General features: G+C 60.8%; 28 protein-coding genes. 15 read left to right on the top strand and 13 right to left on the bottom strand.

Annotated features, from left to right (window positions below):
- Positions 1–13: 13 nt before the first annotated feature.
- The 4 genes from FHX14_RS21535 to FHX14_RS21550 all read left to right on the top strand — a co-directional run bounded on the left by FHX14_RS21535 (position 14) and on the right by FHX14_RS21550 (position 2461).
- A complete protein-coding gene (locus FHX14_RS21535; RefSeq protein ID WP_184378585.1) occupies positions 14–1351 on the top strand; it encodes a TonB family protein in 1338 nt (445 codons plus the stop codon).
- Positions 1352–1460: 109 nt separating this feature from the next.
- Positions 1461–1868 carry a DUF2325 domain-containing protein gene (locus FHX14_RS21540; protein ID WP_003590644.1) on the top strand — a complete coding sequence of 136 codons (408 nt, stop codon included), beginning with the start codon at positions 1461–1463 and terminating at the stop codon, positions 1866–1868.
- Positions 1865–2137: a hypothetical protein gene (locus FHX14_RS21545; RefSeq protein ID WP_184378587.1), complete on the top strand. Its 273-nt coding sequence runs from the start codon at positions 1865–1867 to the stop codon at positions 2135–2137. Before FHX14_RS21540 ends, FHX14_RS21545 begins: the two co-directional genes overlap by 4 nt.
- 9 nt (positions 2138–2146) lie before the next feature.
- Positions 2147–2461 carry an antibiotic biosynthesis monooxygenase gene (locus FHX14_RS21550; protein ID WP_184378589.1) on the top strand — a complete coding sequence of 105 codons (315 nt, stop codon included), beginning with the start codon at positions 2147–2149 and terminating at the stop codon, positions 2459–2461.
- A gap of 311 nt (positions 2462–2772) precedes the next feature.
- On the opposite strand, the gene FHX14_RS21555 is transcribed toward FHX14_RS21550, so the two are convergent.
- Entirely contained in the window at positions 2773–3144 is a 372-nt protein-coding gene (locus FHX14_RS21555) for a DUF423 domain-containing protein (protein ID WP_184378591.1), read from the bottom strand.
- A gap of 2 nt (positions 3145–3146) precedes the next feature.
- Entirely contained in the window at positions 3147–3536 is a 390-nt protein-coding gene (locus FHX14_RS21560) for a group II truncated hemoglobin (protein ID WP_184378593.1), read from the bottom strand.
- Positions 3537–3702: 166 nt separating this feature from the next.
- Here FHX14_RS21560 and FHX14_RS21565 point away from each other — a divergent pair, with 166 nt between their 5' ends.
- The 5 genes from FHX14_RS21565 to FHX14_RS21585 all read left to right on the top strand — a co-directional run bounded on the left by FHX14_RS21565 (position 3703) and on the right by FHX14_RS21585 (position 7136).
- Positions 3703–4266 carry a TetR/AcrR family transcriptional regulator gene (locus FHX14_RS21565; RefSeq protein ID WP_179611834.1) on the top strand — a complete coding sequence of 188 codons (564 nt, stop codon included), beginning with the start codon at positions 3703–3705 and terminating at the stop codon, positions 4264–4266.
- A 17-nt stretch (positions 4267–4283) separates the two neighbouring features.
- Positions 4284–4625, top strand: coding sequence for an SMR family transporter (locus FHX14_RS21570; protein ID WP_003590653.1), 342 nt, complete (start codon positions 4284–4286; stop codon positions 4623–4625).
- A 192-nt stretch (positions 4626–4817) separates the two neighbouring features.
- Positions 4818–5603: a ThuA domain-containing protein gene (locus tag FHX14_RS21575; protein ID WP_184378595.1), complete on the top strand. Its 786-nt coding sequence runs from the start codon at positions 4818–4820 to the stop codon at positions 5601–5603.
- A gap of 9 nt (positions 5604–5612) precedes the next feature.
- A complete protein-coding gene (locus FHX14_RS21580; RefSeq protein WP_003590656.1) occupies positions 5613–6656 on the top strand; it encodes a Gfo/Idh/MocA family oxidoreductase in 1044 nt (347 codons plus the stop codon).
- A gap of 42 nt (positions 6657–6698) precedes the next feature.
- On the top strand, positions 6699–7136 hold the full coding sequence (locus FHX14_RS21585) for an EamA family transporter (protein ID WP_184378597.1): 438 nt from the start codon (positions 6699–6701) through the stop codon (positions 7134–7136).
- A gap of 103 nt (positions 7137–7239) precedes the next feature.
- Here the strand turns inward: FHX14_RS21585 and FHX14_RS21590 are convergent, their stop codons facing one another.
- The 6 genes from FHX14_RS21590 to FHX14_RS21615 all read right to left on the bottom strand — a co-directional run bounded on the left by FHX14_RS21590 (position 7240) and on the right by FHX14_RS21615 (position 13473).
- On the bottom strand, positions 7240–7635 hold the full coding sequence (locus FHX14_RS21590; RefSeq protein WP_003590658.1) for a DUF1236 domain-containing protein: 396 nt from the start codon (positions 7633–7635) through the stop codon (positions 7240–7242).
- A 131-nt stretch (positions 7636–7766) separates the two neighbouring features.
- A complete protein-coding gene (locus FHX14_RS21595; protein WP_184378599.1) occupies positions 7767–8876 on the bottom strand; it encodes an ABC transporter permease in 1110 nt (369 codons plus the stop codon).
- A gap of 1 nt (position 8877) precedes the next feature.
- Complete coding sequence (locus tag FHX14_RS21600; protein ID WP_184378601.1) at positions 8878–10005, bottom strand: ABC transporter permease; 1128 nt, start codon at positions 10003–10005, stop codon at positions 8878–8880.
- Positions 10002–11759, bottom strand: coding sequence for an ATP-binding cassette domain-containing protein (locus FHX14_RS21605; RefSeq protein ID WP_184378603.1), 1758 nt, complete (start codon positions 11757–11759; stop codon positions 10002–10004). The genes FHX14_RS21600 and FHX14_RS21605 overlap by 4 nt, the downstream gene beginning before the upstream one ends.
- Positions 11756–12769, bottom strand: a complete 1014-nt coding sequence (gene hlyD / locus FHX14_RS21610) for a secretion protein HlyD (protein ID WP_184378605.1) — start codon at positions 12767–12769, stop codon at positions 11756–11758. Before hlyD ends, FHX14_RS21605 begins: the two co-directional genes overlap by 4 nt.
- Positions 12766–13473 (bottom strand): CerR family C-terminal domain-containing protein, encoded by a 708-nt coding sequence (locus FHX14_RS21615; protein WP_184378607.1) that lies wholly within the window; start codon positions 13471–13473, stop codon positions 12766–12768. Before FHX14_RS21615 ends, hlyD begins: the two co-directional genes overlap by 4 nt.
- 316 nt (positions 13474–13789) lie before the next feature.
- Here FHX14_RS21615 and FHX14_RS21620 point away from each other — a divergent pair, with 316 nt between their 5' ends.
- Positions 13790–13942, top strand: a complete 153-nt coding sequence (locus FHX14_RS21620) for a hypothetical protein (RefSeq protein ID WP_003581757.1) — start codon at positions 13790–13792, stop codon at positions 13940–13942.
- A gap of 354 nt (positions 13943–14296) precedes the next feature.
- Positions 14297–14611 carry a hypothetical protein gene (locus tag FHX14_RS21625; protein ID WP_184378609.1) on the top strand — a complete coding sequence of 105 codons (315 nt, stop codon included), beginning with the start codon at positions 14297–14299 and terminating at the stop codon, positions 14609–14611.
- A 51-nt stretch (positions 14612–14662) separates the two neighbouring features.
- Here the strand turns inward: FHX14_RS21625 and FHX14_RS21630 are convergent, their stop codons facing one another.
- Complete coding sequence (locus tag FHX14_RS21630) at positions 14663–15679, bottom strand: NAD-dependent epimerase/dehydratase family protein (protein ID WP_184378611.1); 1017 nt, start codon at positions 15677–15679, stop codon at positions 14663–14665.
- A gap of 281 nt (positions 15680–15960) precedes the next feature.
- Between FHX14_RS21630 and FHX14_RS21635 the strand changes: the two genes are divergently transcribed.
- Positions 15961–16917: an endonuclease/exonuclease/phosphatase family protein gene (locus tag FHX14_RS21635; protein ID WP_184378613.1), complete on the top strand. Its 957-nt coding sequence runs from the start codon at positions 15961–15963 to the stop codon at positions 16915–16917.
- Between the two features lie 14 nt (positions 16918–16931).
- Here the strand turns inward: FHX14_RS21635 and FHX14_RS21640 are convergent, their stop codons facing one another.
- The 3 genes from FHX14_RS21640 to FHX14_RS21650 all read right to left on the bottom strand — a co-directional run bounded on the left by FHX14_RS21640 (position 16932) and on the right by FHX14_RS21650 (position 20372).
- Positions 16932–17237, bottom strand: coding sequence for a hypothetical protein (locus FHX14_RS21640; RefSeq protein ID WP_184378615.1), 306 nt, complete (start codon positions 17235–17237; stop codon positions 16932–16934).
- 245 nt (positions 17238–17482) lie between these two features.
- Positions 17483–18910: a mannose-1-phosphate guanylyltransferase/mannose-6-phosphate isomerase gene (locus FHX14_RS21645; RefSeq protein ID WP_183696296.1), complete on the bottom strand. Its 1428-nt coding sequence runs from the start codon at positions 18908–18910 to the stop codon at positions 17483–17485.
- Positions 18911–18947: 37 nt separating this feature from the next.
- Positions 18948–20372 (bottom strand): phosphomannomutase, encoded by a 1425-nt coding sequence (locus FHX14_RS21650; RefSeq protein ID WP_184378617.1) that lies wholly within the window; start codon positions 20370–20372, stop codon positions 18948–18950.
- Between the two features lie 234 nt (positions 20373–20606).
- Between FHX14_RS21650 and ung the strand changes: the two genes are divergently transcribed.
- The 3 genes from ung to FHX14_RS21665 all read left to right on the top strand — a co-directional run bounded on the left by ung (position 20607) and on the right by FHX14_RS21665 (position 22993).
- Positions 20607–21314 carry a uracil-DNA glycosylase gene (gene ung, locus FHX14_RS21655; RefSeq protein WP_184378619.1) on the top strand — a complete coding sequence of 236 codons (708 nt, stop codon included), beginning with the start codon at positions 20607–20609 and terminating at the stop codon, positions 21312–21314.
- A gap of 130 nt (positions 21315–21444) precedes the next feature.
- Positions 21445–22377, top strand: a complete 933-nt coding sequence (locus tag FHX14_RS21660; RefSeq protein ID WP_184378621.1) for a VOC family protein — start codon at positions 21445–21447, stop codon at positions 22375–22377.
- A 10-nt stretch (positions 22378–22387) separates the two neighbouring features.
- A complete protein-coding gene (locus FHX14_RS21665; RefSeq protein WP_183696287.1) occupies positions 22388–22993 on the top strand; it encodes an alpha/beta hydrolase in 606 nt (201 codons plus the stop codon).
- 82 nt (positions 22994–23075) lie between these two features.
- Here FHX14_RS21665 and FHX14_RS21670 read toward each other — a convergent pair whose 3' ends face one another.
- Positions 23076–23327, bottom strand: coding sequence for a KTSC domain-containing protein (locus tag FHX14_RS21670; RefSeq protein WP_003590684.1), 252 nt, complete (start codon positions 23325–23327; stop codon positions 23076–23078).
- Positions 23328–23640: the final 313 nt, after the last annotated feature.

Consider the following 23640-nt stretch of genomic DNA (forward strand, 5'->3'; position numbering starts at 1 on the left):
GAAGGCGTACACAATGGCGATTTCAGCGAAGTCCAGATCGAGACAGGTGCTCATCGGGGAGGCGGACGCCGATGGTAGCCTGAACGACAATGTTCCGGGCGTGCATCCCGGCCACGAGCTTTCCGAATTGCGCAACGCGCAGCGGCAGCCGGCCGGCGAAACGGTGATCCACTACACACGTTTTGCGCAGATATCCTCCTTTCCCGACCATCCAGAAACCGCACCGGCCGCTCCGCTCACCGCGCCGCCGATGGATGCGGCGGTGGAAAAGCAGGATGACGAGAAGAAGCCGGTGCGGCGACGGCTGGCGCTGACTTGTGTCGGTTCGTTCTTTTTTCATGCTGCGTTGGCCGTCACCTTGCTTGCGGTTATGCCTAAGCCCTCGGATGAGATGCTGATGGAGGCAGGCGAAGCGATCAGCGTCGTCATGCTCGGGAGTTCCGACGCCGATCAGAGCGCAGCCGGCGAGACCGAGGTGACTATACAGGAAGAAGTCGTTCCAGAAGCGGTTGAACCTGACACTATCAAGCCAGTCGAGACCGCAGAAGTACAGCCGGAAGCCGTTCAACCGGAAACTGTTCAGCCGACTGACGCGGAGCCTGTTGAAGCTGTTCAGCCCACGCAGGAGGTTACGCGTCAGTCCGCGGAGACGGTGACGGCCGCAGAACCGGAAGTCCTCGTATCGGAAAGCCCTGCGGAAACCTCAGTCGCACAGCCGATGTCAACAATAGTGCCTGAGCAATCGCCGGAGCTGCCGATAACATCCGCGCAGCCTCCCGTCGCGGCCGCGATACAGTCAGAGCCGGAAGAGATTAAACCTGTTGAGACGGCCGCAATTTCTCCTGAGCCTGAGCCGCCAGCAGAGATCGTCATGCCGATGCCAAAACCAAAGTTGGAAAAACCGGCTGAAAAGAAGCCGGTGGAAAAAAAACAGCCTCCAAAGAAGGCGCAGGGCTCCGAGGGGGATGCCAACCAGGAGGCGCGCAGGGGCGCCGCCGACGGGCGGGCTGACGCCAACTCCGACAACAATTCACGCACGTCGGGCGGAAGGATTGGGACCGGGGGTGCCTCCGAAGCCAACTACCAAGGCAAGCTCGTCTCGCGACTATTCCGTTGCGTCGACCGGATTGAATCGCGATATCGTCGCGAATCCGCGTCCTTGAATGTTCGTATCACGATCAACCGCAACGGAAACATTACCGCATCGGGCCTTGTCCGAGGTTCGGGATTGGCTGATGTGGATAGTGCGGTTATTTCCCGGGTCGCTTCCTGCAGTCTTCCCGCCATGCCGGATGACTGGGCCGGATCCTCGCGCTCGTACACTTTTCCAATCCAGGTGACAGCCCGATAAAATATGATAAAAATAATCAACTTTATACTTTACTCTAAAAATCAAGTTTAATAAGGTCCACCCGCACACGCAGGAATCGTGTGACGATCAACGAGTGAACGGGTGGTATATGGCTCGCAAGGGCAAGAAGGGATCGAACCGGGAGGTCCGCGACGTCGCGGGCGAGGGCGTTGCTCAGGCATCCGCCGGGCGTTCCAAACTGGATGGCCGCAGTTTCCTCTATGTCGGCGGGCGTGACTGCCAGGTGGCGCATCTTCGCCAGATCGCCAGCAATTTCGGCGCCGAACTCCTGCATCATGACGGCGGGCTGCGCGAAGCGGTATCCCGCATCGATACCGTGCTGCCGTCGGTCGACTGCGTCTTCTGCCCGATCGACTGTATCAGCCACGATGCCTGCCTGCGCGTGAAGACCGGCTGCAAAAAGTTCGGCAAGGCCTTCATCCCGCTGCGCAACGGCAGCAAGTCCAGCCTGGAGCGTGCGCTGCAGACGATGAACGAGCGAGACAATTCCCGATGAATGACCAGCGTCCCGACGGCTTCACCATGATCGGCCTGCACAAGCTTGCCGCGCAGACGGGCGAGGGCCTCGTGCCCGAGCTCTACGAACTTTTCCGGCAGCATACTGAACGCCAGGAGATCTACCAGAATGTGGCGCTGTTCCCGACCTGGGAAGCGCGTATGCCCGGAGAAGCGACGACGAGGCCACTTGGCCCGGCGGCGGCAAACGGCAATAATGTTGTCGCCTTTCCCTCTTATGCGGCAAGGGCCGGCAAGAGGAAGGCGTAAGGAGATCGCATGTATATCGCAATGAACCGCTTCAAGGTCGCAACCGGGAACGAAGGTGATTTCGAGACGGTCTGGCGCAATCGCGATTCCAGCCTGGCCGACGTGCCCGGTTTCGTCGAATTCCGCCTGCTGCGCGGCAAGGCCAGCGAAGAGGAGGGCTATACGCTCTATTCCTCTCATACGGTCTGGAAGAGCGAAGCGGATTTCCAGAACTGGACGAAGTCCGAGAATTTTCGCGCGGCGCACCGAAACGCGGGCGACCGCAAGGCCATGTACAAGGGGCCGCCGGTTTTCGAAGGCTTCAACGTCGTCGAGGGCGTATAACTACTGACGTTAGCTCGGCGCCAGCAGCCCCCTCATCCGACCCTTCGGGCCACCAGCCTGGGCGAGCCGCGGGTCTCGCCCGTCCTTCGGACCCCCGCTGGGGAGAAGAGGGAGCAAGGCGCGCCGAAACTGCCGAAATGAACCCGCCAGCTCAACGGCACTTCGGTTAATGAGATCGATGACGAAGTGGCATTCTCCCTCTTCTCCCCAGCGGGGAGAAGGTGGCCCGCAGGGTCGGATGAGGGGGCTGCACGGCACGCCCTTCATGCCACTCTTGTTTGCCCAAGGAACCGGCGGCGATTGTCAAAACTCTACGCCCGCACCCGCAAGATAGCGGCTGCGGCAACGGCCAGCCAACCCAGCATCATCGCCCAGCCGCCGGTTGGGGCCGCATAGGGGAAGAGACCGGAACCGGTAAAGCGCAGGGCAACGAGGTCGCCCGCAAAAAGCAGAGTTCCGACAATCATCAGAAAACCGGCCAGCCAGGCGGTTTTGAGCTTGGCGGTGCCGAGAGCCAATGCCAGCAGGGCAGGGGCGTGCGCGAGGCACATGGCGGATGCCGATGCCGCCAGGTTGGCTTGCCCGCCGCCATGGGCGGCAAGAGCTGCAAGAGCCACGCCGGCAACGCCGAACAGGCCGGCAAAAAGAAAGAGCACTGGCTCCAGACGCGCATTCAGGCTCATGGTTATTCCTTATTCTGCATATGATGTGCGAGCCGCTCCACCGGCGCCCAGATGAGATCGCGCAGCGCCTGGCTTGATATCGTCTCGTCGAGGGCGCGGCGGAAGCAGAGCAGCCACTCGTCGCGCTCGACGGGGCCGATCTCGGCGACGAAATGGCGGCTGCGCAGGCGCGGATGGCCGCGTTTGTCGGTATAAAGCGGCGGGCCGCCGAGATAGCCGCTCATATATTCGTAGAATTTCTCTTCGCTGCCGTGAAGGCTCGGCGGATGCACGGCGCGCACGTTGCTTGCCTCCGGCAGCTTGTCCATCAGTTCGTAGAAACGCTGCGTCAGCGCCCGCACGGCAGGATCGCCGCCGATCGCTTCATATAGAGTGGTGACCTTCTCCGTCACGAAACCATCCCAGATGTCATTCCCCGTCTGCCACCTTCATGCACCGGGGGTAAAATGATCGCAACTGTCATCAAGCTGCCGCGGCATTTTGCGCATAATGCCTGTAGAGCAAGGGCTTCGACCGATTCTCCTTGACAAAACCGTCCAGACGGTATCTTTTAATTGCATGTCGAACGCTCATCATCGCAAGAAACAACCTGTCCTCGTGCGCCAGCAGTTGCTGGATGTCGCGGCGCGCCTTGCTGCCAGCGAAGGCATGGCCGCGGTCACGCTCGATGCGGTCTCCGCCGCCTCCAGCGTCAGCAAGGGCGGGCTGCTGCATCACTTCCCGACGAAGAATGCGCTGCTGGATGCCCTGTTCGAGAGCCTGCTTCAAAAGTTCGACGCCGATATAGAAGAATTGATGCGCGGCGATCCGCTGCCGCAGGGCCGTTTCACCCGCGCCTATCTGCGGGCCGTATCCGGTCTCAAGGATCGTCCCGACGATTCCAGGAGCTGGACGCAGGTGACGATCGCGCTTCTTGCCGAACCCCGGCTGCGTCTTCGCTGGCGCCAATGGGTGCAGGCGCGGGCGGAGGAATATGTCGGCACCGATTCCTCCCTCGACGCACAGGTCGTGCGTTTTGCCGCCGACGGGCTGTGGTTCGCAGATACGCTGGAAAGCCATGATATCGACGGCGTTCTGAGGCGGGATCTCATCGATCGCCTTGTCGAACTGACCGGGAAATAATCCGAAGGAATTTCGCCATGAGCCAGGCCGCCGTCTACGGGCTGTTGTTTGCCGCCATCGTGCTCGAGGTCATCGGCACGACCGCGCTGCAGCTGTCGCAGCAGTTCACCCGCATCGGGCCGACGGTGCTCGTCGTCGCCTGTTATGCGGCCGCCTTCTACTGCCTGTCGCTGACGCTGAAAAGCATCCCTGTCGGCATCGCCTATGCAATTTGGAGCGCTTTGGGAATCGTCCTGATTTCCTCGGTCGGCCTGGTCTTCTTCAAGCAGCGTCTCGATCTGCCGGCGATCGTCGGGCTCGGGCTGATCATTTCAGGCGTTGTGGTCGTCAATCTCTTCTCGAAATCGGTTTCTCATTGATATTGCTGTGATATTTACTGCCTGATTTTCGATCTCCCGGCGGTAAATTTTCCCCTTTGTCAAATTCCTGACAAAGGTCTATGTGTTGCTGAGACGTGGAGGAGACGAGGCGCAGCCGGCGCTGTTTTCCAAAGCGCTTTGAATCTCTGCCTTCCCGCCTCTCGATACTTCCAGTTTCTACAGGAGCACATCATGGCCATTCGCACCGTCGTCTGGGGAGAGAATATCCACGAGACTACCAATGAGATTGTCCGCGGCATCTACCCCGAGGGCATGCACACGACGATCGCCAATGCTTTGAATACCGACCCCGGCATTTCGGCGACGACGGCGACGCTGCAGGAGCCGGAACACGGGCTGAGCGAAGCCCGCCTTGCCGAAACCGACGTGTTGACCTGGTGGGGCCATAAGGATCACGGCGCCGTCTCCGACATCGTCGTCGAGCGCGTCGCCAAGCGCGTCTGGGAAGGCATGGGCTTGCTGGTGCTGCATTCCGGCCATTTCTCGAAAATCTTCAAGCGGCTGATGGGCACGCCCTGCGCGCTGAAATGGCGCGAGGCGGGCGAGCGCGAGCGGCTGTGGACGATCAACCAGCGCCATCCGATCGCCGCCGGCATCGGCGAGCATTTCGAGCTCGAGAACGAGGAGATGTACGGCGAGCAGTTCTCGGTGCCGGAGCCGCTCGAAACGGTGTTCATCTCCTGGTTCCAGGGCGGTGAAGTGTTCCGCTCCGGTCTGACCTGGCGGCGCGGCGCCGGCAACATCTTCTATTTCCGCCCCGGCCACGAGACCTATCCGACCTATCACGACGCCAATGTTCAGAAGGTGCTGATCAATGGCGTCAAATGGGCGTACAACCCGCAAGGGTCGTTGACTGGCATTACCGACGCCCCAAATGTGCCGGTAGAAAAGGCACTGGAGCCGATCGTCGAACGCGGCCCGAGACTGCACCAGGCCGGCGAAGCCGGTTACCGCTGAGGAGCATCCATGCGACTACTCGTTCTTGGCACGGGCGTGATGGCGAAAAACCAGCTCGCCCGCTTTTCCCTCATCGATGGCGTGACGGTGGTCGGCGCCGTCGACACCGATCCCGAACGGCTTTCCGCCTTCGCCGACAAGTTCAACATCGAAAAGCGGTTTCTGTCCCTGGAAGAGGCGATCGCCTGGGGTGAATTCGATGCGGCGACGAATGTCACGCCCGATCGCATCCATCACCCGACGACCATGGCGCTGATTGCCGCCGGAAAACATGTGTTCTGCGAAAAGCCGCTGGCGGAGAACTATGCGAAGGCGCTGGAGATGACGGAGGCGGCGGAAAAGGCCGGTGTCATCAACATGGTGAACCTGACCTACCGCAATGTCGCGCCGTTGCAGCGGGCCCGCGAGATGGTACTATCAGGCGAGCTTGGCACGATCAGACATGTGGAAGCCTCCTATCTGCAGAGTTGGCTCGTGTCGCGCGCCTGGGGCGATTGGCGCACGGAATCGACCTGGCTGTGGCGGCTTTCCACTGGCCACGGCTCGAACGGTGTGCTTGGCGACGTCGGCATCCATATCCTCGATTTCGCCGCCTATGGCGCAGCGACCGACATCGACCACGTCTTTGCGCGGCTGAAGACCTTCAACAAGGCGCCGGGCGGCCAGATCGGCGAATATATGCTGGATGCCAATGACAGCTTCACCATGTCGGTCGATTTCGCCAACGGCGCGCTCGGCGTTATCCACGCCAGCCGCTGGGCCACGGGCCATCTGAACGAGCTGAAGCTGCGCATCTACGGCGAAAAAGGCAGCCTTGAGGTCATCCATCGTCCCAACGGTTCCGAGCTGCATGGCTGCCTCGGCGAAGGTGTCGAAACCGCCACCTGGACGCAGATCGAGGTTGAACCGGTGGCGACCAACTACGAGCGTTTTGCCGAGGCGGTGGCGACCGGCGTCCAGCCGGACCCGAACTTCCGCCACGCCGCCAACCTGCAGAAGGTGCTGGATCTCGCCATGGTGACCGAGCGCGAGCGGCGCGAGCTGAAAGTCTGATCTTCCTGGGGATTGAGGCGCAACGGGGCAAGGACAAGCGGCATGAAAAGCCTACTGACAAGCTGGCCGCTTTGGGCGCTTCTTTCCGCCGGCTTTGCAGCGCTCACGGCGATTTTCGCCAAGGTCGGCGTCGAGAACGTCAATTCCGACTTCGCGACCTTCATTCGCACGATCGTCATCCTGCTGGCGGCGGCAATGATGGTCTATATCACGGGCAGCTGGCAGGAGCCGTCTTCGGTTTCGAGCCGGAGCTGGCTCTTCCTGGTGCTTTCCGGACTTGCCACCGGCGCATCCTGGATTTGCTATTTCCGGGCTCTGAAGCTCGGGGATGCTGCCCGGGTTGCCCCGATCGACAAGCTCTCCGTCGTCTTCGTGGCCGTCTTTGCGGTGCTCTTCCTGGGTGAACGCCTGACGCTTCCGAACTGGCTCGGCGTTATCATGATCGCCGGCGGTGCCGTGCTCATCGCTTACAAGGCATGAACCGGCGACGAGCATAATGCGTTTTCGCAAGTCCACGAAAAAAGGCCCCGCCGAGGCGGGGCCGGAAGTTGCCGAGCCGCAGCAGGCGGCTTCGGTTGCTTGCTTATTCAATCACCTGCACCACGCGGTGGGTGCGCGGCTCGACGATCACGTGGCGATCGTTGATGACGGTGTAGGCATATTTCGGATTGTCGGGCACCGGCGTCACGACGACATCAGCCGGAAGCGGCTTGCCGACGACGATCGGCTCCTGGACCACCACCGAGGCGGTCGGGGCCGGCTGCTGCTCAACATAGGTGACGACCTCGCGCGGCGGCGGATCGACAACGGCACCGGCGACACCGCCGGCCACGCCGCCAATGGCAGCACCCACGGGACCACCGACGATTGCGCCGGTGATGGCGCCGCCGGCTGCACCGGTCACGGCGCCATCAGCGAACGCATTGGTGGCAAAAGACGACAGCGCAAGGGCGCTGGAGACAAGTAGGATCTTGTACATTTTGCTTCTCCTTTGCTGGGGTTGCGTTTGGGTAACGACCACGCCAATCCGAGGTTCCGGCAGGAGAGAGTCACGCTTTGGCAGGCCGGTTCACATTCTGTGAGGCGACCGAAGCATGCGGCGGTATTGGATTATTCCAGGCGCCGGCGGAAGAGCCAGGCGGCGGCGCTGAGTGTGACGGCGGCAATCAGCGCCAGCGGGATTGCCTGGTTCACCACCTCGCTCAAGGGGATATCCTTGAGGAAAACACCTTTGACGATAACCAGGAAATAACGCAGCGGATTGATCAGCGTCACCGGCTGCAGCCATGCCGGCATGTTTTCGATCGGCGTCGCGAAGCCCGAGAGCAGCATGGCCGGGACCATGAACAGGAAGGCGCCGAGGATCGCCTGCTGCTGCGTCATCGACAGCGCCGAGATGAAGAGGCCGAGGCCGGCGACCGAGCCGAGATAGAAGACCGCGCTGCCGTAAAGCAGGAAGAGCGAGCCGCGCAGCGGCACCTCGAACAGGAAGACGGCGGCCAGAATATAGACGGTGATGTGGAAGAGGCCGATCATCATCGGCGGGATCAGCTTGCCGATCAGGATTTCGTGCAGGCGCAGCGGCGAGACCATCAGCTGGTCGAAAGTGCCGAGCTCGCGCTCGCGGGCGATCGATAAGGCCGTGACGATCAGGCCGATCAAAAGCGCGATGCTGGCGATCAGGTTCGGCACCATGAACCATTGGTAGGTGAGGTTCGGGTTGAACCAGTTGCGCGGCACCGATGAGACGATGCCGGCGCCGGCGCGTCTGCCGGCCGGTGTTTCGGCGGCAAGGGCGCCGCCGATCTGCGAGAGGTAGCCGGCGACGATCTGCGAGGCGTTGGAGCGGCGGCCGTCGAGCACCACCTGCAGATCAACAGGCGTTCCCGCCTCGATATTGCGCGAAAAGTCCGGGCCGATTTCGATCGCCGCGATGGCCGTCTGATTATCGATCGCCACCCTGATATCTGCCTGGCTTCCCGCCATCTCGATCCGGCGGAAGGTCGGCGAGCCGTCGATACGCTCGATCAGCTCCTGGCCCCAGTGACCGCTGTCGCGGTTGAGGATCATCACGTCGACATTGCGGACTTCCAATGTCGCGGCGTAAGAGAAGACGAGAAGCTGGACGATCGGCGGGCCAATCAGGATGGCGCGGCCCTTGGGGTCGCGCAGCACGGCGAGCAGTTCCTTGACGATGAGGGCGTAAAGCCTTGTCCACATCTCAGCCGATCCTCTTCCGGGTGCTGCGGGCCGCAAGCACGAACATGATGGCGCCGATCGCCAGCATGACGAAGATCGCCCGGCCGAACATCGGCCAGATGTCGCCGGCGAGAAACACCGTCTGCAGGCTGGGGATCAGGTAACGCGCCGGCACAATGAAGGTGATCCACTGGATAATCCTGGGCATCGAATTGATCTCGAACAGGAAGCCCGAGAGCAGGAAGGCCGGCAGAAAGGCGGAGATCAGTGCCAGCTGCGAGGCAAGGAACTGGTTTTTCGTTGCCGTCGAGATCAACAGGCCTTGCCCCAACGCCGGGATCAGGAAGGCGGCCGAAAGCGCGTAAAGGGCGGCGACCGAGCCGCGGAACGGCACGCCGAACAGGAAGACCGCAAGCAGTACGCAGAGCGTCATCGAGGTGAGGCCGAGCAGGAAATAGGGCAGGATCTTGCCGGTGAGCAGTTCGACCGCCGTCACCGGCGTCGCCATCATCGCTTCCATGGTGCCGCGTTCCCATTCGCGGGCGACGACGAGCGAGGTCAGCAGCGTGCCGACGAGCGTCATGACGATGGCGATCGAGCCGGGCACGAGAAAATTGCGGCTCGTGAGTTCCGGATTGAACCAGAAGCGCTGCTCGACCGCGATGGCGGGACTGCGGGAGGCGACGTCGGCCTGCCGCTGCTGTTCCCAGTTGGCGATGGCGCCCTGGGCGTAATTCTGGACGAAATTGGCGGTGTTCGGGTCGGAACCATCGACGATTACCTGGATGGCGGGACGGTTGCCTGCGGTGTAACGCGTGGTGAAATCGGCCGGGATGACGACGATGCCGCGCACCTTGCCGAGCACGAGGTCTTCTTCGAACAGTCGCCGGTCGCGGCTCATTGCGACATCGAAATAGCGTGAGGCCTGGAAGCTGGCCGACAGGTCCTGTGTCAGCGGCGTCAGTTCCTCGGTGACGAGGCCGATGCGGGTGCGGGTGGTATCGAGCGAGACGCCGTAGCCGAAGAGAAAGAGCAGGATCAGCGGCAGCACGAAGGCAATGAGGATACTGCTCGGATCGCGGATCGCCTGGAAGCTCTCCTTGCGCACGAGGGCAAAAAGACGCCGGCGCCGGCCGGAAGAGGCGCTCATGCGGCATCCTCCGCTTCCGATTGCTGCACCAGGGCGATGAAGGCATCCTCCATCGTCGGGTCCGGCTGCTCTTTCGTTGCCACCCGGGCCTTCAATTCATCGGGCGAGCCGAGCGCGATCGAGCGGCCGCGGTAGATCAGCGAGATGCGGTCGCAATATTCCGCCTCGTCCATGAAATGCGTGGTGACGAGCACGGTGACGCCTTTTTCCACAAGCGCGTTGATATGCGTCCAGAACTCGCGCCGGGTGATCGGATCGACGCCCGATGTCGGTTCATCGAGGAAGAGGGCGCGCGGTTCGTGCATGACGGCGCAGGCAAGCGCCAGACGCTGCTTCAGGCCAAGCGGCAGGTCCTTGGCGGGCTCATGGGCGTGGCGGTCGAAATCGAAAATGCCGGTCATCAGCGCGATGCGTTCGCGCTTGCGCTGCCCACGCAGGCCATAGACGCCGGCGAAGAATTCGAGATTCTGCATGACGGTGAGATCGCCATAGAGCGAAAATTTCTGCGCCATGTAGCCGAGCTGGTTGCGGGCTTCGGCGGCATCGCGGCGAAGGTCGAAGCCGGCGACGCGGCCTTCGCCGCCGGTCGGTTTCAACAGGCCGCAAAGCATCTTGAAGGTGGTGGATTTGCCGGCGCCGTTCGGGCCGAGCAGGCCGAAGATCTCGCCGCGGCGGATATCGAAGCTGATATCCTCGGCGGCGGTGAAATCGCCGAAGCGTTTCGTCAGGCCCTTGGCCTCGATCACCGGCCGGTCGCCTTCGGCTTTCAGCGGCTCTTGCGCCTCGGCAAGCCTGGAGCGGCCGCCGGGGCCGCCGCCCAGCATGTCGACAAAGGCATCCTCGAAGCGGGGCGGGGCCGGGGCGAGCGTCGCTCCGTCGCCGGCCTTGCCGATATCGGGCTTTTTGTCCTTGGCCGCCACCAGGCGGATCGCCTCGCCCTGGATCACGCCGTCGATGACGCCATCGGCCTGCAAGAGCTCGGCAAGCACCTGCCGGCGGCGCCCGGTGACATCGGACACCCTGAAGACCCGATCGTTGACGCGCTCGGTCATCTCCGCGGGTTTTCCGGAGAAGAGCAGCTTTCCCTGGTTGAGCAGCAGCACATGGTCGCAGGCTTCCGCCTCGTCCAGATAGGCGGTCGACCAGAGCACGCCGATGCCTTCCATAGTCAGGTTCTCGACCATCTTCCAGAGGTCGCGGCGCGAGATCGGGTCGACGCCGACGCCGGGCTCGTCGAGCAGCAGCAGGCGTGGTTTCTTCAGAAGCGCGCAGGCAAGCCCGAGCTTCTGCTTCATGCCGCCGGAGAGTTTGCCGGCGAGCCTGCCGGTGAAGCGCTTGAGGTCGGTGAAGGTGAGCAGCTCATCGAAGGCGCTCGCGCGCTCGCTCTTCGGCAAGCCGCGCAGATCCGCATAGAGATCGAGATTTTCCTGCACCGAGAGGTCCTCATAGAGGCCGAAACGCTGCGGCATGTAGCCGATTGCCGCCTGGATCCCGGCGGCGTTCTTCCTGGTGTCGAAGCCGAGAACCTCCACTGTCCCCGCATCCGGCAGCATCAGGCCGGTCATCAGGCGGATCAGCGTCGTTTTGCCGGCGCCGTCGGGGCCAACGAGGCCGGTGATGGCACCGCCGCCGATGATGCCGGAGACGGCGTCGAGGGCTGCAGGCGCATCGCCGAAACGTTTGGTGACGCCGTCGATGCGGACGAGCGGCCTATCGTCCCGCTCTGCCTGGGGGGCGGTCTCGGCGGCGGTCATCGTCCGTCTGCCTGAGGATGGGGAAGGCGCACGGTGACCGGCATGCCCTGGCGCAGATCCGCGCCGGGTTTGTCGATGACGATCCTCAGGCGATAGACGAGATCGGTCCTCAGTTCCGGCGTCTCCACCGATTTCGGGGTGAATTCGGCGACCGGCGAGATGAAACCGATCGTGCCTTCATAGGGCTTGTTGGGTGCCGTATCGGAGGCGACGGACACCTTCATGCCGGGGTGGATGCGGCCGAGATCGGGCTCGGCGACATAGCTGCGCACCCAGACGGGCTCGGTCAGGGAGAGCACGAAGACGGTATCGGCCGGCGAGACGATGGCGCCGTTCTCCCGCACACGCGAGAGGATGACGCCGTCGTTCGGTGCGCGCAGCTCGGTATCGGCAAGCGAGGTGCGGGCCGAGGCGAGCGTTGCCTCCGCTGCCTTCACCTGCGCATCGGCGGCGGCGATATCCTCGATGCGCGAACCCTCCTGCAGCAGCTTCAGCGCCTCGTTGGCGGACTCGGAGCGGGCGGCGGCCATCGCTCTTGCAGCGGTCGCCTGGTCGAGCGTCGCTTCGGAAATCGTGCCCTGCGGACGAAGCTGGCGGGCTCGGTCATAGGCGAGGTTGGCATTTTCGAGATCGGCGAGGCTTTCGTCATAGGCGGCGCGCGCCTGGGCGATCTCGGTCGGGCGGGGGCCAGCCTTCAGCTTGTCGAGCGTTGCCCGAAGGGCCGCGGCGTTGGCCTCGCCCGAGCGGACGGCGAATTCATAGGGCGCGGCGTCGAGTTTGGCCAGAACCGTTCCGCTCTTGACCACGTCGCCTTCGTCGACGCGGAGTTCGGAGAGGCGACCGCTGACGCGGAAACCGAGCGAGACCTGGCGGATATCGACATTGCCGTAAAGGACGAATTCGCGGCGGGTCTCGGGCAACCAGCCGAGCTTTTCAGGCAGGCCGTACCACCAGGCGGCGGCGCCTGCCGCAACGAGGAGAAGGAAGGTGAGGGGGACGAGGCGTTTCATGCCGCGCCTCCCTTCGTCGACGGGCCGAGCATATCGACCAGTTCGGCGGCGAGGCCGCGCAAGGTTTCCACCTGTTTCGGGCCGACGGCGTCCCATTCCATCTGGGCAAGCACGGCCGCGTGGGTGACGCGAAACACAAGGATGCTGCCGATAAGGTTGAAGGTGCGCAGGCGCACGTGTTCCGAGGCGGGATCTTCCCGCAGGATGGCGCCGATCAGCCGCCGGCCCATCTCGATCATCGGCCGCATGATGCCCTGATAAACCCGTGCGAAGGCTTCGGTCGGCTCCATCTGCTCGCGGATCAGGAAGCGGGCCCAGGATTCGGATTCCTTGCCGACGAAAAGCGTCACCATCGTCTGGAGAATTTCTGTGAGGAACAGGCGGGCTTGCGTTTCGCCGAGTGTTTCACCGGCGGCGTCGAGCGCCATGAGACGCGTGCCGATGTGCGCTCTCATGTCGCCGACATGCGTATCGATGCGGGCCATCAGATACTCGGCGGTGGCGATATAGAGGCCTTCCTTGCTGCCGAAATAATAGGGGATCGCCTGCAGGTTGACGCCGGCGGCTTCGGTCAGCTGCCGTGTCGAGGCGCCGTCAAAACCGTAGCGGCCGAAGACGTCGAGGGCGGCGGCCAACATCTTCTGGCGCGCGGCCTCGGCGCGGGCGGATGCTGGCGGGGTTTGGGTGTCATGTTCCTGGTTCATGACAGTTTTATAACGCCGCTTATGAAATAAGTCAATCGATTGATATATTTTCCGTCAAGCTCTATATGTCGAGGGATATCGGCCGCCTTCGGCAAGTGTCGGGGAAAAAGCAAAGAGGCCCGTGGCAAACGGACCTCTGAGGGTTCTCAAGGTGGCTCGGGGTTGGCTGCCAAAAGGTGGCTACGGACCATCGCTAATTCACGCGATACTGATATGTTTGATCCCAAACGCACGGGGAAAACCCCGCCGATTTTTTCTATTTCCGCGGTCATTTTTTGACACAAAACTGCCTTGCTCTTTCCGTATCGCCGATGAGATGCGTATCCAAATTTATATTATTGCGCTGCTCCTGAGCGCCATCATGTGGTCGATCTCGTTCGACGCGGCGCGCGAATCCTATCATGCCGCGCAAAGTGCGGGATTGATGCCCAACCTGCATATCAACAAGAAGCTGGATCGCGTTCTCTAAAGCGCGTCGCGATCTTTCAGATTTGCTCGTCGCGCTTTAGCTCTTTGTGTTTGCGCATGTCGTTGCCGCAAAACCGCTGCACACTTTTGCGCGACATGTTTTAGATTGCGGTCAGCATCCTTCGTCATTCCGCCGATCTTGCCCTGGTGACCTCAGGGCGGAGAAAGCGTTTTCCCGTGTGCCCTATCGGGACAGAAAACCGAATTTCATAAAATTTGACTGATCCCCTTAAAAGCCCTGCAAATACTGATGTGTAGAGTGGCCTCATGAAAGCGACCGAAGCGTGGACAGACGCGTCGATCGTTTGGAGACGGGCAAAGCGAAGCCCGCCGATCCGCAAACGGGGACTTCGACATGCACAAAATTCTTGCCGCCATCGCTTTGACTCTGACCATCACGGCCGCCGCCGGGCCGGCGTTCGCCATCGGTCCCGCCAGCCTCGGCCGCGACCTGATGTACACCTCCGCCATCGGCCATTCGCCGGAAATTCCGTTGACGACACGCGCCGGTTTCGTGCGCCCGGGCGTTCCTTTCGTCCTGCGCGGCCCTGCTGAAATCGAGGGCAAGGCTGATCAGCTCAAGGCCTATTCGCAGACACTGACGGTTGTCGTCGACTATGTGTTTTCGAAGGCGGTCGACGCGGTTGAAGCGGCGGCGTTTCTGCGCTGATATTCCTGGTCATAGGAAAGACAATTCGGGTCGGCGCCGGGGATAACCCAATTAGGCGTCGAGTTCGCCGCGGACGTCGAGATACCAGTCGACGAAGGCCTTGACGCCGACATCCAAAGTCGTATCCGGCTTGTAACCCGTCAGCGCAACGAGCAGATCGGGTGCTGCGAAGGTGCGCGGGACGTCGCCCTTCTGCATCGCCAGCATCTTGCGGATGGCCGGACGGCCAAGCGCCTTTTCCACCGTTTCGACGAAATCCATCAGGCTGACCGGCTGGCCGCCGCCAATATTGACGACCCGAAAGGGCGCCTGGCGCGAAAGCGTTTCGACAGCCACGTTGTCCAGGCGGTTATCCTCACCAGGGGCGATTGCCGACAGCCTGACGATCCCCTCAATGAGATCGTCGATATAGGTGAAGTCACGGCTCATATTGCCTTCGCCGTAGATCTCGATCGGCTGTCCCTCAAGCATGTTCTTGGTGAATTTGAACAGCGCCATGTCGGGCCGGCCCCAAGGGCCGTAAACGGTGAAGAAGCGAAAGGCCGTCGTCGGGATCTTATGTAGATGGGCATAACTATGCGCCATCAGCTCCATCGATTTCTTCGTTGCGGCATAGATGGTCAGCGGCTCGTCGGCGCGATCGGTCTCGTGAAAGGGAACGGTCGCATTGGCGCCGTAGATCGATGACGTCGAGGCCAGCATCAGGTGACGGATTTCGACGCGCCGGGCGATTTCCATGATGTTCCACGAGCCTTCGACATTCGATCGAAGATAGGCCTCGGGATTTTCCAGGCTGTATCGCACGCCGGCCTGGGCGGCGAGGTGGATCAATATGTCCGGCTTGGCCGCGACAACCGCCGCCTCAAGCGCTTCGCGATCCTCGAGCATAGCGATGACCGGTTTGAAGGCCGGGAACTGGGAGAGTGCTGCATGGCGCATCTCCTTGAGCTTGACGTTGTAATAGGGAGTAAGGCCGTCGAAGCCGGTGACCTCGTGGCCTTCCTGCAGCAGGCGCCTGGCCAGATGAAAACCGATAAAGCCGGCCGTCCCGGTAATGAAGTAGCGCATTCCAACCTTCTCTCGGCTCGCTGCCGACGGCAAAAGCCGATTCCGTATCGCGTGACCCCACTTACAAGATAAGAAGAGGCCGAGTCGATAGATCTTTGAAAGAGAAGGTGTCCGCCGCCTTTGCTGCGGTTGCCGACATATTTGCGCGCTGCGCTGCCGGATGACGGAGAGCCGCCGATATCGCCCGAAGGCGGGCCGCCGCCATCGGTCATTATGCTGCGTTGCAACATTTCGGCCTGCATGTTATGGCCGGCGGGTCGTCTGCAAGCAGGTCAGGATCGATGAGAGAGATAATTTATTGGATTCTCTGCGCGTTTCTGACCGTTGCCATCGCGATCGTGTCCTTACGCTATGTCACGAACTTCTGGCTGCTGTCCTTTCTCTACAGCTTTCAGGTTCACTTCGGCGTCGTCTTTGTGGCCGCCAGCCTTGTCATTCTGGCTGTCAGGCGACAGATTTACGGCTTCGTTCTTCTGTTTGTCTCGCTTCTTCTCATCGCTCACGGCGTCATCATGCTGCGGGAGTTTTCGGAGGACGGCAGAGGCACGGACAGGCCGCCGCTTTTTCGTCTGATGTCGTTCAACATCGCGATCGACAACTGGAAAAACTCGACTGCCATCACCGACATGGTGATCGCGTCGAATGCCGACGTCGTCAATTTGCTCGAAGCCAAGCCGCTGACGTTCCATCTGCAGCAATTGTTCAAGACCTATCCCTATCATATCGGTTGCGACACCGGGAAGGATACGTGCGATACGCTGGTGCTGTCCAAACGCCCGTTCGTCAATCAGCAGGTCGTTAGCATGGGCAGTCTGCGAAAAAATAGGCTGGTTATATCGAGCGTCGACTTCGGCGGCGAAACCATCAATCTGGTATCGGCGCATCTGACCAAGCCATATTTCGACGATTTCCAGATGGCTGAATTGGATGATCTCGCCAAAGCGCTTGGCTCGATCGACGGCCCTGTGGTGCTGTCAGGCGATTTCAATTCTTCGTCGATCGCCCCGAGCATCCAGGCTTTCCTGCGCGAACAGGGACTGAAGACGATCGTGCCCGAACCGGCGACATGGCCGATTGCTGCCGGCTCATTGGGGATCGCCATCGATCACATATTTGCGCGCGCGCCGCTTTATCTGACATCGCTGAAACGTCTCGATGACAATCTTGGCTCGAACCATTCCGGTCTGATCGCCGAATTCGTTCTCGACAGGGGCGGTGAGACTTCACCGGCAAAATAAGCTGCCGGTCAAAGTCAAAATTTCGTCCTGCCGCCCTTCTTGTCGATCATCTGAAATTTCTCGCCGTCGGTCTTCACACTGACGCAGTCGGTCGACTTGTTGGCAAACCGGACGCACACCTGGCCATTGGTTATCTTGTAGCCATTGCTGTTGCCCTGGCGATATTCGTAACCGTTGCTGCCTTCTTTCAGCTCCGACGTGCCCGGCAGGTGCTCGCGGATTTCCGCTTCGCTTGCGGTTCGCATCTTTCCGGTTTCGGCAAACGCCATTGCCGGGGCCATGATTAAAAGAAATCCGGCGAGGGCGGGCAGGATGCGCATCAGGGGATATCTCCGGTCATGTCTCTCGGTGCGTCCATTCTACGAGAAGTCCGATAGCGAATTCAACAGCGATGGCGGTCGCGCCGGAAAAGGCGGCATTGTTTGGGCCTAAAGCATGATGCTGAAAAGTTTAAGCGGTTTTCTCATGACATCATGCTTTAACTCTTAAATTTAGAACAGGATTCAGATTTTAGGCCAAGCGGGCCTAAAATCATCCTGTTCTAGCCGGCGGTTCGGCTGCGACGTCACGTTCTTCCGAACTCATCGACGATACGGATGATGTCGTCCTCGCCGAGATAGGAGCCCGTCTGCACCTCGATCAGTTCGAGGAGGATCTTGCCGGGGTTGGCGAGACGATGGACTTCGCCGAGCGGAATATAGACGCTCTCGTTTTCGCGCAGCATCCGCACGGTCTCGCCGACCGTCACCTCGGCCGTTCCCTTGACGACGACCCAGTGTTCGGAGCGATGGTGGTGTTTCTGCAGCGAAAGCTTCTTGCCCGGCGTCACGAAGATACGCTTCACCTGGAAGCGATCGCCGTTGAAGATCGAGGTATAGCCGCCCCAGGGGCGATAGGATGTCGGATGGGTTTCGGTGAATTTCGCCGTCGCAGACGAGGAGGCCAGCATCTTGACCAATTGCCCGACATTCTGGCTGTCTTTGAGCGGTCCGACATAGACGGCGTCCTCGCTGGCGATGACGGCCACATCCTCCATGCCTTGGACGGCAAGATGCACGCCGTGGGTCATGACCAGCGAGTTGCGCGTGTTGACGACGGTGGTGTTTGCGGCGGCGACATTGCCGTTGTCGTCACGCACGCCGGATTTCCAAACGGCATCCCAGCTTCCCATATCAGACCATTTGAACGGGGAGGGGACGACGGCGGCCTTGGAGGTCTTTTCCATAATCGCGTAGTCGATCGAGATATCGGGGCTCTTGGCGAAATGGTCGGCGTCGAGACGGGTAAAGTCGAGGTCGCGGCTTGCCTTGGAAACGGCTTTGCTCGCCGCCTTCAGCACGTCGGGCGCATATTCCTGCAGCTCGGCGATGAGTTCCTCCACCGGGAACATGAAGATACCGGAGTTCCAATAGAAGCCGCCGTCGGCAAGCATCTGCTCGGCCTTTTCCAATGCTGGTTTTTCCACAAAACGGCTGACCTTGTGGGCGCCGTTTTCAAGCGCATCGCCGATTTCGATATAGCCGTAGCCGGTTGCCGGCTCGGTTGGGCTGATGCCGAAGGTAACGAGCTTGCCGTCGGCTGCAGCATTCCGGGCGATGCGGATGCAATCGAAATAGCTCTTGTCGGCGAGGATTTCGTGATCCGAGGCGAGCATCTGGATGATGGTGTTCTTGCCGAAAAGCTCGGCGGCAAGGGTAGCGGCGGCGGCCACCGCGGCGGCGGTGTTGCGGGCGACCGGCTCAAGCAGCACCGCGGCGAGCGGGACGCCCAGCGTGCGGGCCTGCTCAGCGACCAGGAAGCGAAATTCCTCATTGGTGACGATGATCGGGGCTTCATAGAGCTCCGGGTTGGAAACGCGTTCGAGCGTCTCCTGAAACAGCGTCTTGTTGCCGACGAACTGGATGAACTGCTTCGGTGCGGTGGCACGGGAAAGCGGCCAGAGCCGCGTGCCTTTGCCGCCGGCCATGATCACGGGAACGATTTTCTGCGTCATAGGCGGGTTCCTTGAAAAAAGCTTGTTCGTGGCATGTTTAGCGGGCGTTTGCCCAGTCCGTTATTCGGGTGAGCCCTGTCTTCAGCAGATCCAGGGCTGCGGTTTCGCTCCCGGCTTCGACGTAGCAGCGCATTTCGGGCGCATTGCCGGAGGGGCGGAAATGAATGATTCTGCCGTCTTTCAGCGTTACGCGAAGTCCGTCGATGTCGGATTTCGCCGCCACCTCGCCGATCGGCTGCAGGAAAGCGGCAAGGTTTTCACCGGAGGCGCGCAGATGCTCCATCAGCGCCGCACTCGTCTCCAACGGAAAATTCTCCAGGCGATCGGCGGCGGCAAAGGGCAGATGATAAGAGGCGGCAACGGCCGAAAGCGGCTGCCTGCGAACGGCGGCGAGCGACAGGATGGCAAGCATCGGGAGAAAACAGTCGCGCGTCGGCAAGGCGCTGACGGATCTGCCGTTGATATCGAAAGGGGTTGCGGTCAGCAGCCCGCCATTGGCCTCAAAGCCCATGACATGATCTTGGCCGGCGGCTACTGCCTCTTCCATGCCTGCGATGACGAAGGGCGAGCCGACGCGAGTGCGCCTGACAGCGAAAGCGCCCGCGGCCTCGATGCCGGAATTGGAGGTCACCGGTGTCACAACCGTGCCGGCACCGAGAAAATTGGCTGCGACAAGGCCGAGAAGGTCGCCGCGCAGCGGCATGCCGGTTTCGTCCGCGACCAGCGGGCGGTCGCCGTCGCCATCGGTCGAGACGATCGCATCGAACTTGTGCTCGGACACCCAGCGCTTCATCAGCGTGACCGTCTCTTCGGAAACGGCTTCGGTGTCGACGGGAATGAAACTCTCCGAACGTCCAAGAGCAATGATCTCGGCGCCATAATGGGCGAGAACGTCAACCAGCATATCACGCGCGACGGTGCTGTGCTGGTAGACGCCGATCTTCAGGCCAGCTAGCGCGCCTTGCGGCAGCAGGTCGGCGTTGCGTTGGAAAAACAGCTGACGGCAGATCGCCTCATGATCTTCGGTCTCAGCCGGGCCCTCTGCAACGGTCTCGCCGGTTCGCTCGATCTCGGCCGCCGATGCGGTGATATGAGCCTCGTCCGATTTGTCGATCTCGCCGTCCGGGCGATAGAACTTGATGCCGTTGCGGTCTGCCGGAATATGCGAGCCCGTCACCATCAGGCATGCAGCGGTGCTCTCGAGGCCATAGAGGGCAAGGGCGGGTGTCGGGACATTGCCGCAGTCCAATACCCGGAAGCCGAGTGCGGCGAGTGCGCCGGCACAATTTCCCGAAATATCGGGGCTCGAATCGCGAAAATCGCGGCCGATCAGAATGGCGTCGCCGAGCTGCGCCTTGCCGGTCTGCAGCAGATATCTGCCGAACGCCGTCGCATAAAGCGCAGAGGCGCGTCCCTTGAGATCCACTGAAAGTCCGCGAAGGCCGCTCGTGCCGAATTTCATTTGAAGACATGTCTCCGGTTTATCATAAGGTTCTACTCAGGCTGCCAGCCGGCGTAAATACCAAAGCCGTCATATAGTTAAACACGGACGGCCGTGCCTCGGACAGCCCTCGCAATCTTCTCTCGCCGATTCTATCTCCCTGGACCCATTGCCGAGCCGACAGGCATTGCAGCGTAGATCGATTTTGTTAGAACCGTGTGTCCGTTGTTTCGTGATATGCGAAGGGTTTGCTGGATGAGCGATACATCAGTCAGTCTCGAAGAGAGCTGGAAAGCCGCCTTGGCGGGGGAGTTCTCAAGCCCCTATATGCAGCAGCTCAAATCCTTTCTTGTCGCGCAGAAGCAGGGCGGTAAGCGCATTTTCCCCCGGGGCAGTGAATATTTCCGCGCCCTCGACCTGACACCGATCTCCAGCGTCAAGGTCGTCATTCTCGGGCAGGACCCCTATCACGGGCTGGGGCAGGCCCATGGGCTGTGTTTCAGCGTGCGGCCGGGCGTGCGCATTCCGCCCTCGCTCGTCAATATCTATAAGGAGATGCAGACCGATCTTGGCATAGCGCCGGCGCGTCACGGTTTTCTCGAACATTGGGCAAGGCAGGGCGTGCTGCTGCTGAACAGCGTGCTGACTGTCGAGGAAGGGCAGGCGGCGGCCCATCAGGGCAAGGGGTGGGAGCGCTTTACCGACGCCGTCATCCGCAAAGTCAACGACGAGTGCGAATCCGTCGTCTTCATGCTCTGGGGCTCCTATGCCCAGCGCAAGGCCGCCTTTGTTGATGCAACACGGCATCTGGTGCTCAGGGCGCCGCATCCCTCGCCGCTTTCGGCCCATAACGGATTTTTCGGCTGCGGGCATTTCTCGAAGGCGAACGATTTCCTACAGTCGCGCGGTCGGTCCCCGATCGATTGGCAGTTGCCGACCGATCCCAAAGATATCGAGGTGTGAACGCAAACCGGTGTTCGTTCACTAAAAGAAGACAATGCGTTTTGGTCTAGGGGTCTGTTCCCACGGAGTTTCAGCGCGCATCTTAGCCCCATCGAAAGCCTGCGAATTGCGGGCAAGAAAGGGGTCTCACATGCTCGATCAGATCAAGGGTCTGCACCACGTCACGTCGATGGCGGAGGACGCCCGGACCAACAATCAATTCTTCACCAATGCGCTTGGGCTGCGCCGCGTCAAGAAGACGGTGAACTTCGACGCGCCCGATGTCTATCACCTCTATTATGGCGACGAGACCGGTGCGCCCGGCACTGTCATGACCTATTTCCCGTTCCCGAAGATGGCGCAGGGCCGTCCCGGCACCGGGGAGGTCGGCACGACGGTTTTCTCCGTTCCGCAAGGCTCGCTCGGCTTCTGGAGCGATCGTTTCAGCGCGTTGAATATCGGCGGGCTGAAGGGCGAGGAAAGTTTCGGCGAAAAGCGCCTGAATTTTTCCGGTCCCGACGGTGACGGCTTTGCGCTCGTCGAGGTCAAGGACGATGCCCGCCGGCCCTGGACACACGGCGGCATCAGCGAAGACCACGCCATCCGCGGCTTCCATTCCGTGGCGATGCGGCTCAGGGATGAAGGCGCCACCGCCGAACTCCTGAGGTTCATGGGCTACGAGGTCGCCGAAGAACGGGACGGCGTCAAGCGGCTGATCAAGCCTGACGGCAACGGCGCGCATCTCATCGATCTCGAAACCATGCCGAACATTGCCCGCGCGCTTCCAGGCGCCGGCTCCGTTCACCACGTCGCCTTCGCCGTCGAAAACCGCGAAAAGCAGCTCGAAGTGCGCAAGGCGCTGATGGATACCGGCTATCAGGTGACGCCGGTGATCGACCGCGATTATTTCTGGGCGATCTATTTCCGCACGCCGGGCGGTGTGCTGTTCGAGGTTGCGACCAATGAGCCGGGCTTCGACCGCGACGAGGATACGGCCCATCTCGGCGAAGCCTTGAAGCTGCCCCAGCAGCACGCTCATCTTCGCGCACTGCTCGAGCAGCACCTGCAGCCGCTTGAAGGGTAAGGAGAGCGCTATGACCGAAGCTGGATATGTGCACCGGCTGCATGCCGGTGCACCTGATAGACCCATTCTGCTGGTGCTGCATGGCACCGGTGGCGACGAGAACCAGTTCTTCGATTTCGGCCGGCGCCTGCTGCCCGAAGCGACGGTCCTCTCGCCGCGCGGCGACGTTTCCGAACATGGCGCGGCGCGGTTCTTCCGGCGCACCGGGGAGGGGGTCTACGACATGGCAGATCTTTCACGGGCGACGGAGAAGATGGCCGCCTATGTCAAGGCATTGGCTGACAAGTATCAGGCTTCCCAAATTCTCGGTCTGGGTTTTTCGAATGGCGCAAACATTCTTGCCAATGTGCTGATCGAGAAGGGCATCTTCGATGCTGCCGTTTTGATGCACCCGCTCATTCCGTTTCAGCCCGAAGCCCAGGCAACTCTTGCGGGGAGAAAGGTGCTGGTGACGGCCGGGCAGCGCGATCCGATCGCTCCCGTCCCGGTGACCGAGGCGCTGTCTGAGCATCTGAAGGATCGCGGCGCTGATGTCAGAACGGTCTGGCATCCCGGCGGCCATGAGATTGCGCCGCTCGAGATCAATGCAGTTCGCGATTTCTTCAGCGGCTATTGATGGAATATGCCGCTGGTCGGTGGCACTGATTTGCGGGCCCGGTGATGCCGGTCCCGCATTTTAGCTGAAATTAAAGATCACATTAGGGGCGGGGAGGATATTTGCCTCTGATTGCCGTCATATAAAAATTTCCCGGGGATTCCGCCATCGTCAAGCCGACGACGACTCCCTTGGGGACGCCTTCATATTCCCGCCTCTGACCGTTTGTCAGATAGACCCGTAGATGCCGGCTGTCTTCGTCGTAGCTGATCGCCTCGATAAGTTTCGAATCAACCGCAGTTTCCACTTTGCACCCCGCAGTTTTGGATCTGAGAATCCCGGTAAAGAATGTCATTCACGCTCGCAATGCGCCATCATCATGCGCCGGTGCAGTAGCGTCAAGCGTGATAAGCTTAAGCGTTCATTTTTTTCTACAGGCTCTCGCTATAGTTGATTTATGCAGCTTTTTTGGAGGTGTCGCCTGTGGAAATCCGGTTGGCGGAAGTTCTTTGGTTTGGAGAACTAGCGGCGGACACAGCCGCTGCTGGAACGAATAATATGGCTTAACGCTGAATTAACCCTCATCTACCAAAATACAGCGCGATATTGACCGTGATGTCCTTCTAAAACGGCCGAATACAAATTGCGTTTCTCGCAATCATAATTTC

Source organism: Rhizobium sp. BK619, from assembly GCF_014195245.1.
Classification (GTDB): Bacteria; Pseudomonadota; Alphaproteobacteria; order Rhizobiales; family Rhizobiaceae; genus Rhizobium; species Rhizobium acidisoli.

What these genes read in the sequence shown, in the direction of transcription:
- FHX14_RS21670 (WP_003590684.1), bottom strand. Translation starts at nt 23,327, where the DNA reads ATGACATTCTTTACCGGGATTCTCAGATCCAAAACTGCGGGGTGCAAA.
- FHX14_RS21585 (WP_184378597.1), top strand. Translation starts at nt 6,699, where the DNA reads ATGAAAAGCCTACTGACAAGCTGGCCGCTTTGGGCGCTTCTTTCCGCC.
- FHX14_RS21620 (WP_003581757.1), top strand. Translation starts at nt 13,790, where the DNA reads ATGCGTATCCAAATTTATATTATTGCGCTGCTCCTGAGCGCCATCATG.
- FHX14_RS21555 (WP_184378591.1), bottom strand. Translation starts at nt 3,144, where the DNA reads ATGAGCCTGAATGCGCGTCTGGAGCCAGTGCTCTTTCTTTTTGCCGGC.
- FHX14_RS21640 (WP_184378615.1), bottom strand. Translation starts at nt 17,237, where the DNA reads ATGCGCATCCTGCCCGCCCTCGCCGGATTTCTTTTAATCATGGCCCCG.
- FHX14_RS21590 (WP_003590658.1), bottom strand. Translation starts at nt 7,635, where the DNA reads ATGTACAAGATCCTACTTGTCTCCAGCGCCCTTGCGCTGTCGTCTTTT.
- FHX14_RS21635 (WP_184378613.1), top strand. Translation starts at nt 15,961, where the DNA reads ATGAGAGAGATAATTTATTGGATTCTCTGCGCGTTTCTGACCGTTGCC.
- FHX14_RS21625 (WP_184378609.1), top strand. Translation starts at nt 14,297, where the DNA reads ATGCACAAAATTCTTGCCGCCATCGCTTTGACTCTGACCATCACGGCC.
- FHX14_RS21615 (WP_184378607.1), bottom strand. Translation starts at nt 13,473, where the DNA reads ATGAACCAGGAACATGACACCCAAACCCCGCCAGCATCCGCCCGCGCC.
- FHX14_RS21580 (WP_003590656.1), top strand. Translation starts at nt 5,613, where the DNA reads ATGCGACTACTCGTTCTTGGCACGGGCGTGATGGCGAAAAACCAGCTC.
- FHX14_RS21630 (WP_184378611.1), bottom strand. Translation starts at nt 15,679, where the DNA reads ATGCGCTACTTCATTACCGGGACGGCCGGCTTTATCGGTTTTCATCTG.
- FHX14_RS21540 (WP_003590644.1), top strand. Translation starts at nt 1,461, where the DNA reads ATGGCTCGCAAGGGCAAGAAGGGATCGAACCGGGAGGTCCGCGACGTC.
- FHX14_RS21660 (WP_184378621.1), top strand. Translation starts at nt 21,445, where the DNA reads ATGCTCGATCAGATCAAGGGTCTGCACCACGTCACGTCGATGGCGGAG.
- FHX14_RS21600 (WP_184378601.1), bottom strand. Translation starts at nt 10,005, where the DNA reads ATGAGCGCCTCTTCCGGCCGGCGCCGGCGTCTTTTTGCCCTCGTGCGC.
- ung (WP_184378619.1), top strand. Translation starts at nt 20,607, where the DNA reads ATGAGCGATACATCAGTCAGTCTCGAAGAGAGCTGGAAAGCCGCCTTG.
- FHX14_RS21550 (WP_184378589.1), top strand. Translation starts at nt 2,147, where the DNA reads ATGTATATCGCAATGAACCGCTTCAAGGTCGCAACCGGGAACGAAGGT.
- FHX14_RS21665 (WP_183696287.1), top strand. Translation starts at nt 22,388, where the DNA reads ATGACCGAAGCTGGATATGTGCACCGGCTGCATGCCGGTGCACCTGAT.
- FHX14_RS21595 (WP_184378599.1), bottom strand. Translation starts at nt 8,876, where the DNA reads ATGTGGACAAGGCTTTACGCCCTCATCGTCAAGGAACTGCTCGCCGTG.
- FHX14_RS21570 (WP_003590653.1), top strand. Translation starts at nt 4,284, where the DNA reads ATGAGCCAGGCCGCCGTCTACGGGCTGTTGTTTGCCGCCATCGTGCTC.
- FHX14_RS21575 (WP_184378595.1), top strand. Translation starts at nt 4,818, where the DNA reads ATGGCCATTCGCACCGTCGTCTGGGGAGAGAATATCCACGAGACTACC.
- FHX14_RS21650 (WP_184378617.1), bottom strand. Translation starts at nt 20,372, where the DNA reads ATGAAATTCGGCACGAGCGGCCTTCGCGGACTTTCAGTGGATCTCAAG.
- FHX14_RS21565 (WP_179611834.1), top strand. Translation starts at nt 3,703, where the DNA reads ATGTCGAACGCTCATCATCGCAAGAAACAACCTGTCCTCGTGCGCCAG.
- FHX14_RS21605 (WP_184378603.1), bottom strand. Translation starts at nt 11,759, where the DNA reads ATGACCGCCGCCGAGACCGCCCCCCAGGCAGAGCGGGACGATAGGCCG.
- FHX14_RS21545 (WP_184378587.1), top strand. Translation starts at nt 1,865, where the DNA reads ATGAATGACCAGCGTCCCGACGGCTTCACCATGATCGGCCTGCACAAG.
- FHX14_RS21645 (WP_183696296.1), bottom strand. Translation starts at nt 18,910, where the DNA reads ATGACGCAGAAAATCGTTCCCGTGATCATGGCCGGCGGCAAAGGCACG.
- hlyD (WP_184378605.1), bottom strand. Translation starts at nt 12,769, where the DNA reads ATGAAACGCCTCGTCCCCCTCACCTTCCTTCTCCTCGTTGCGGCAGGC.
- FHX14_RS21535 (WP_184378585.1), top strand. Translation starts at nt 14, where the DNA reads ATGGCGATTTCAGCGAAGTCCAGATCGAGACAGGTGCTCATCGGGGAG.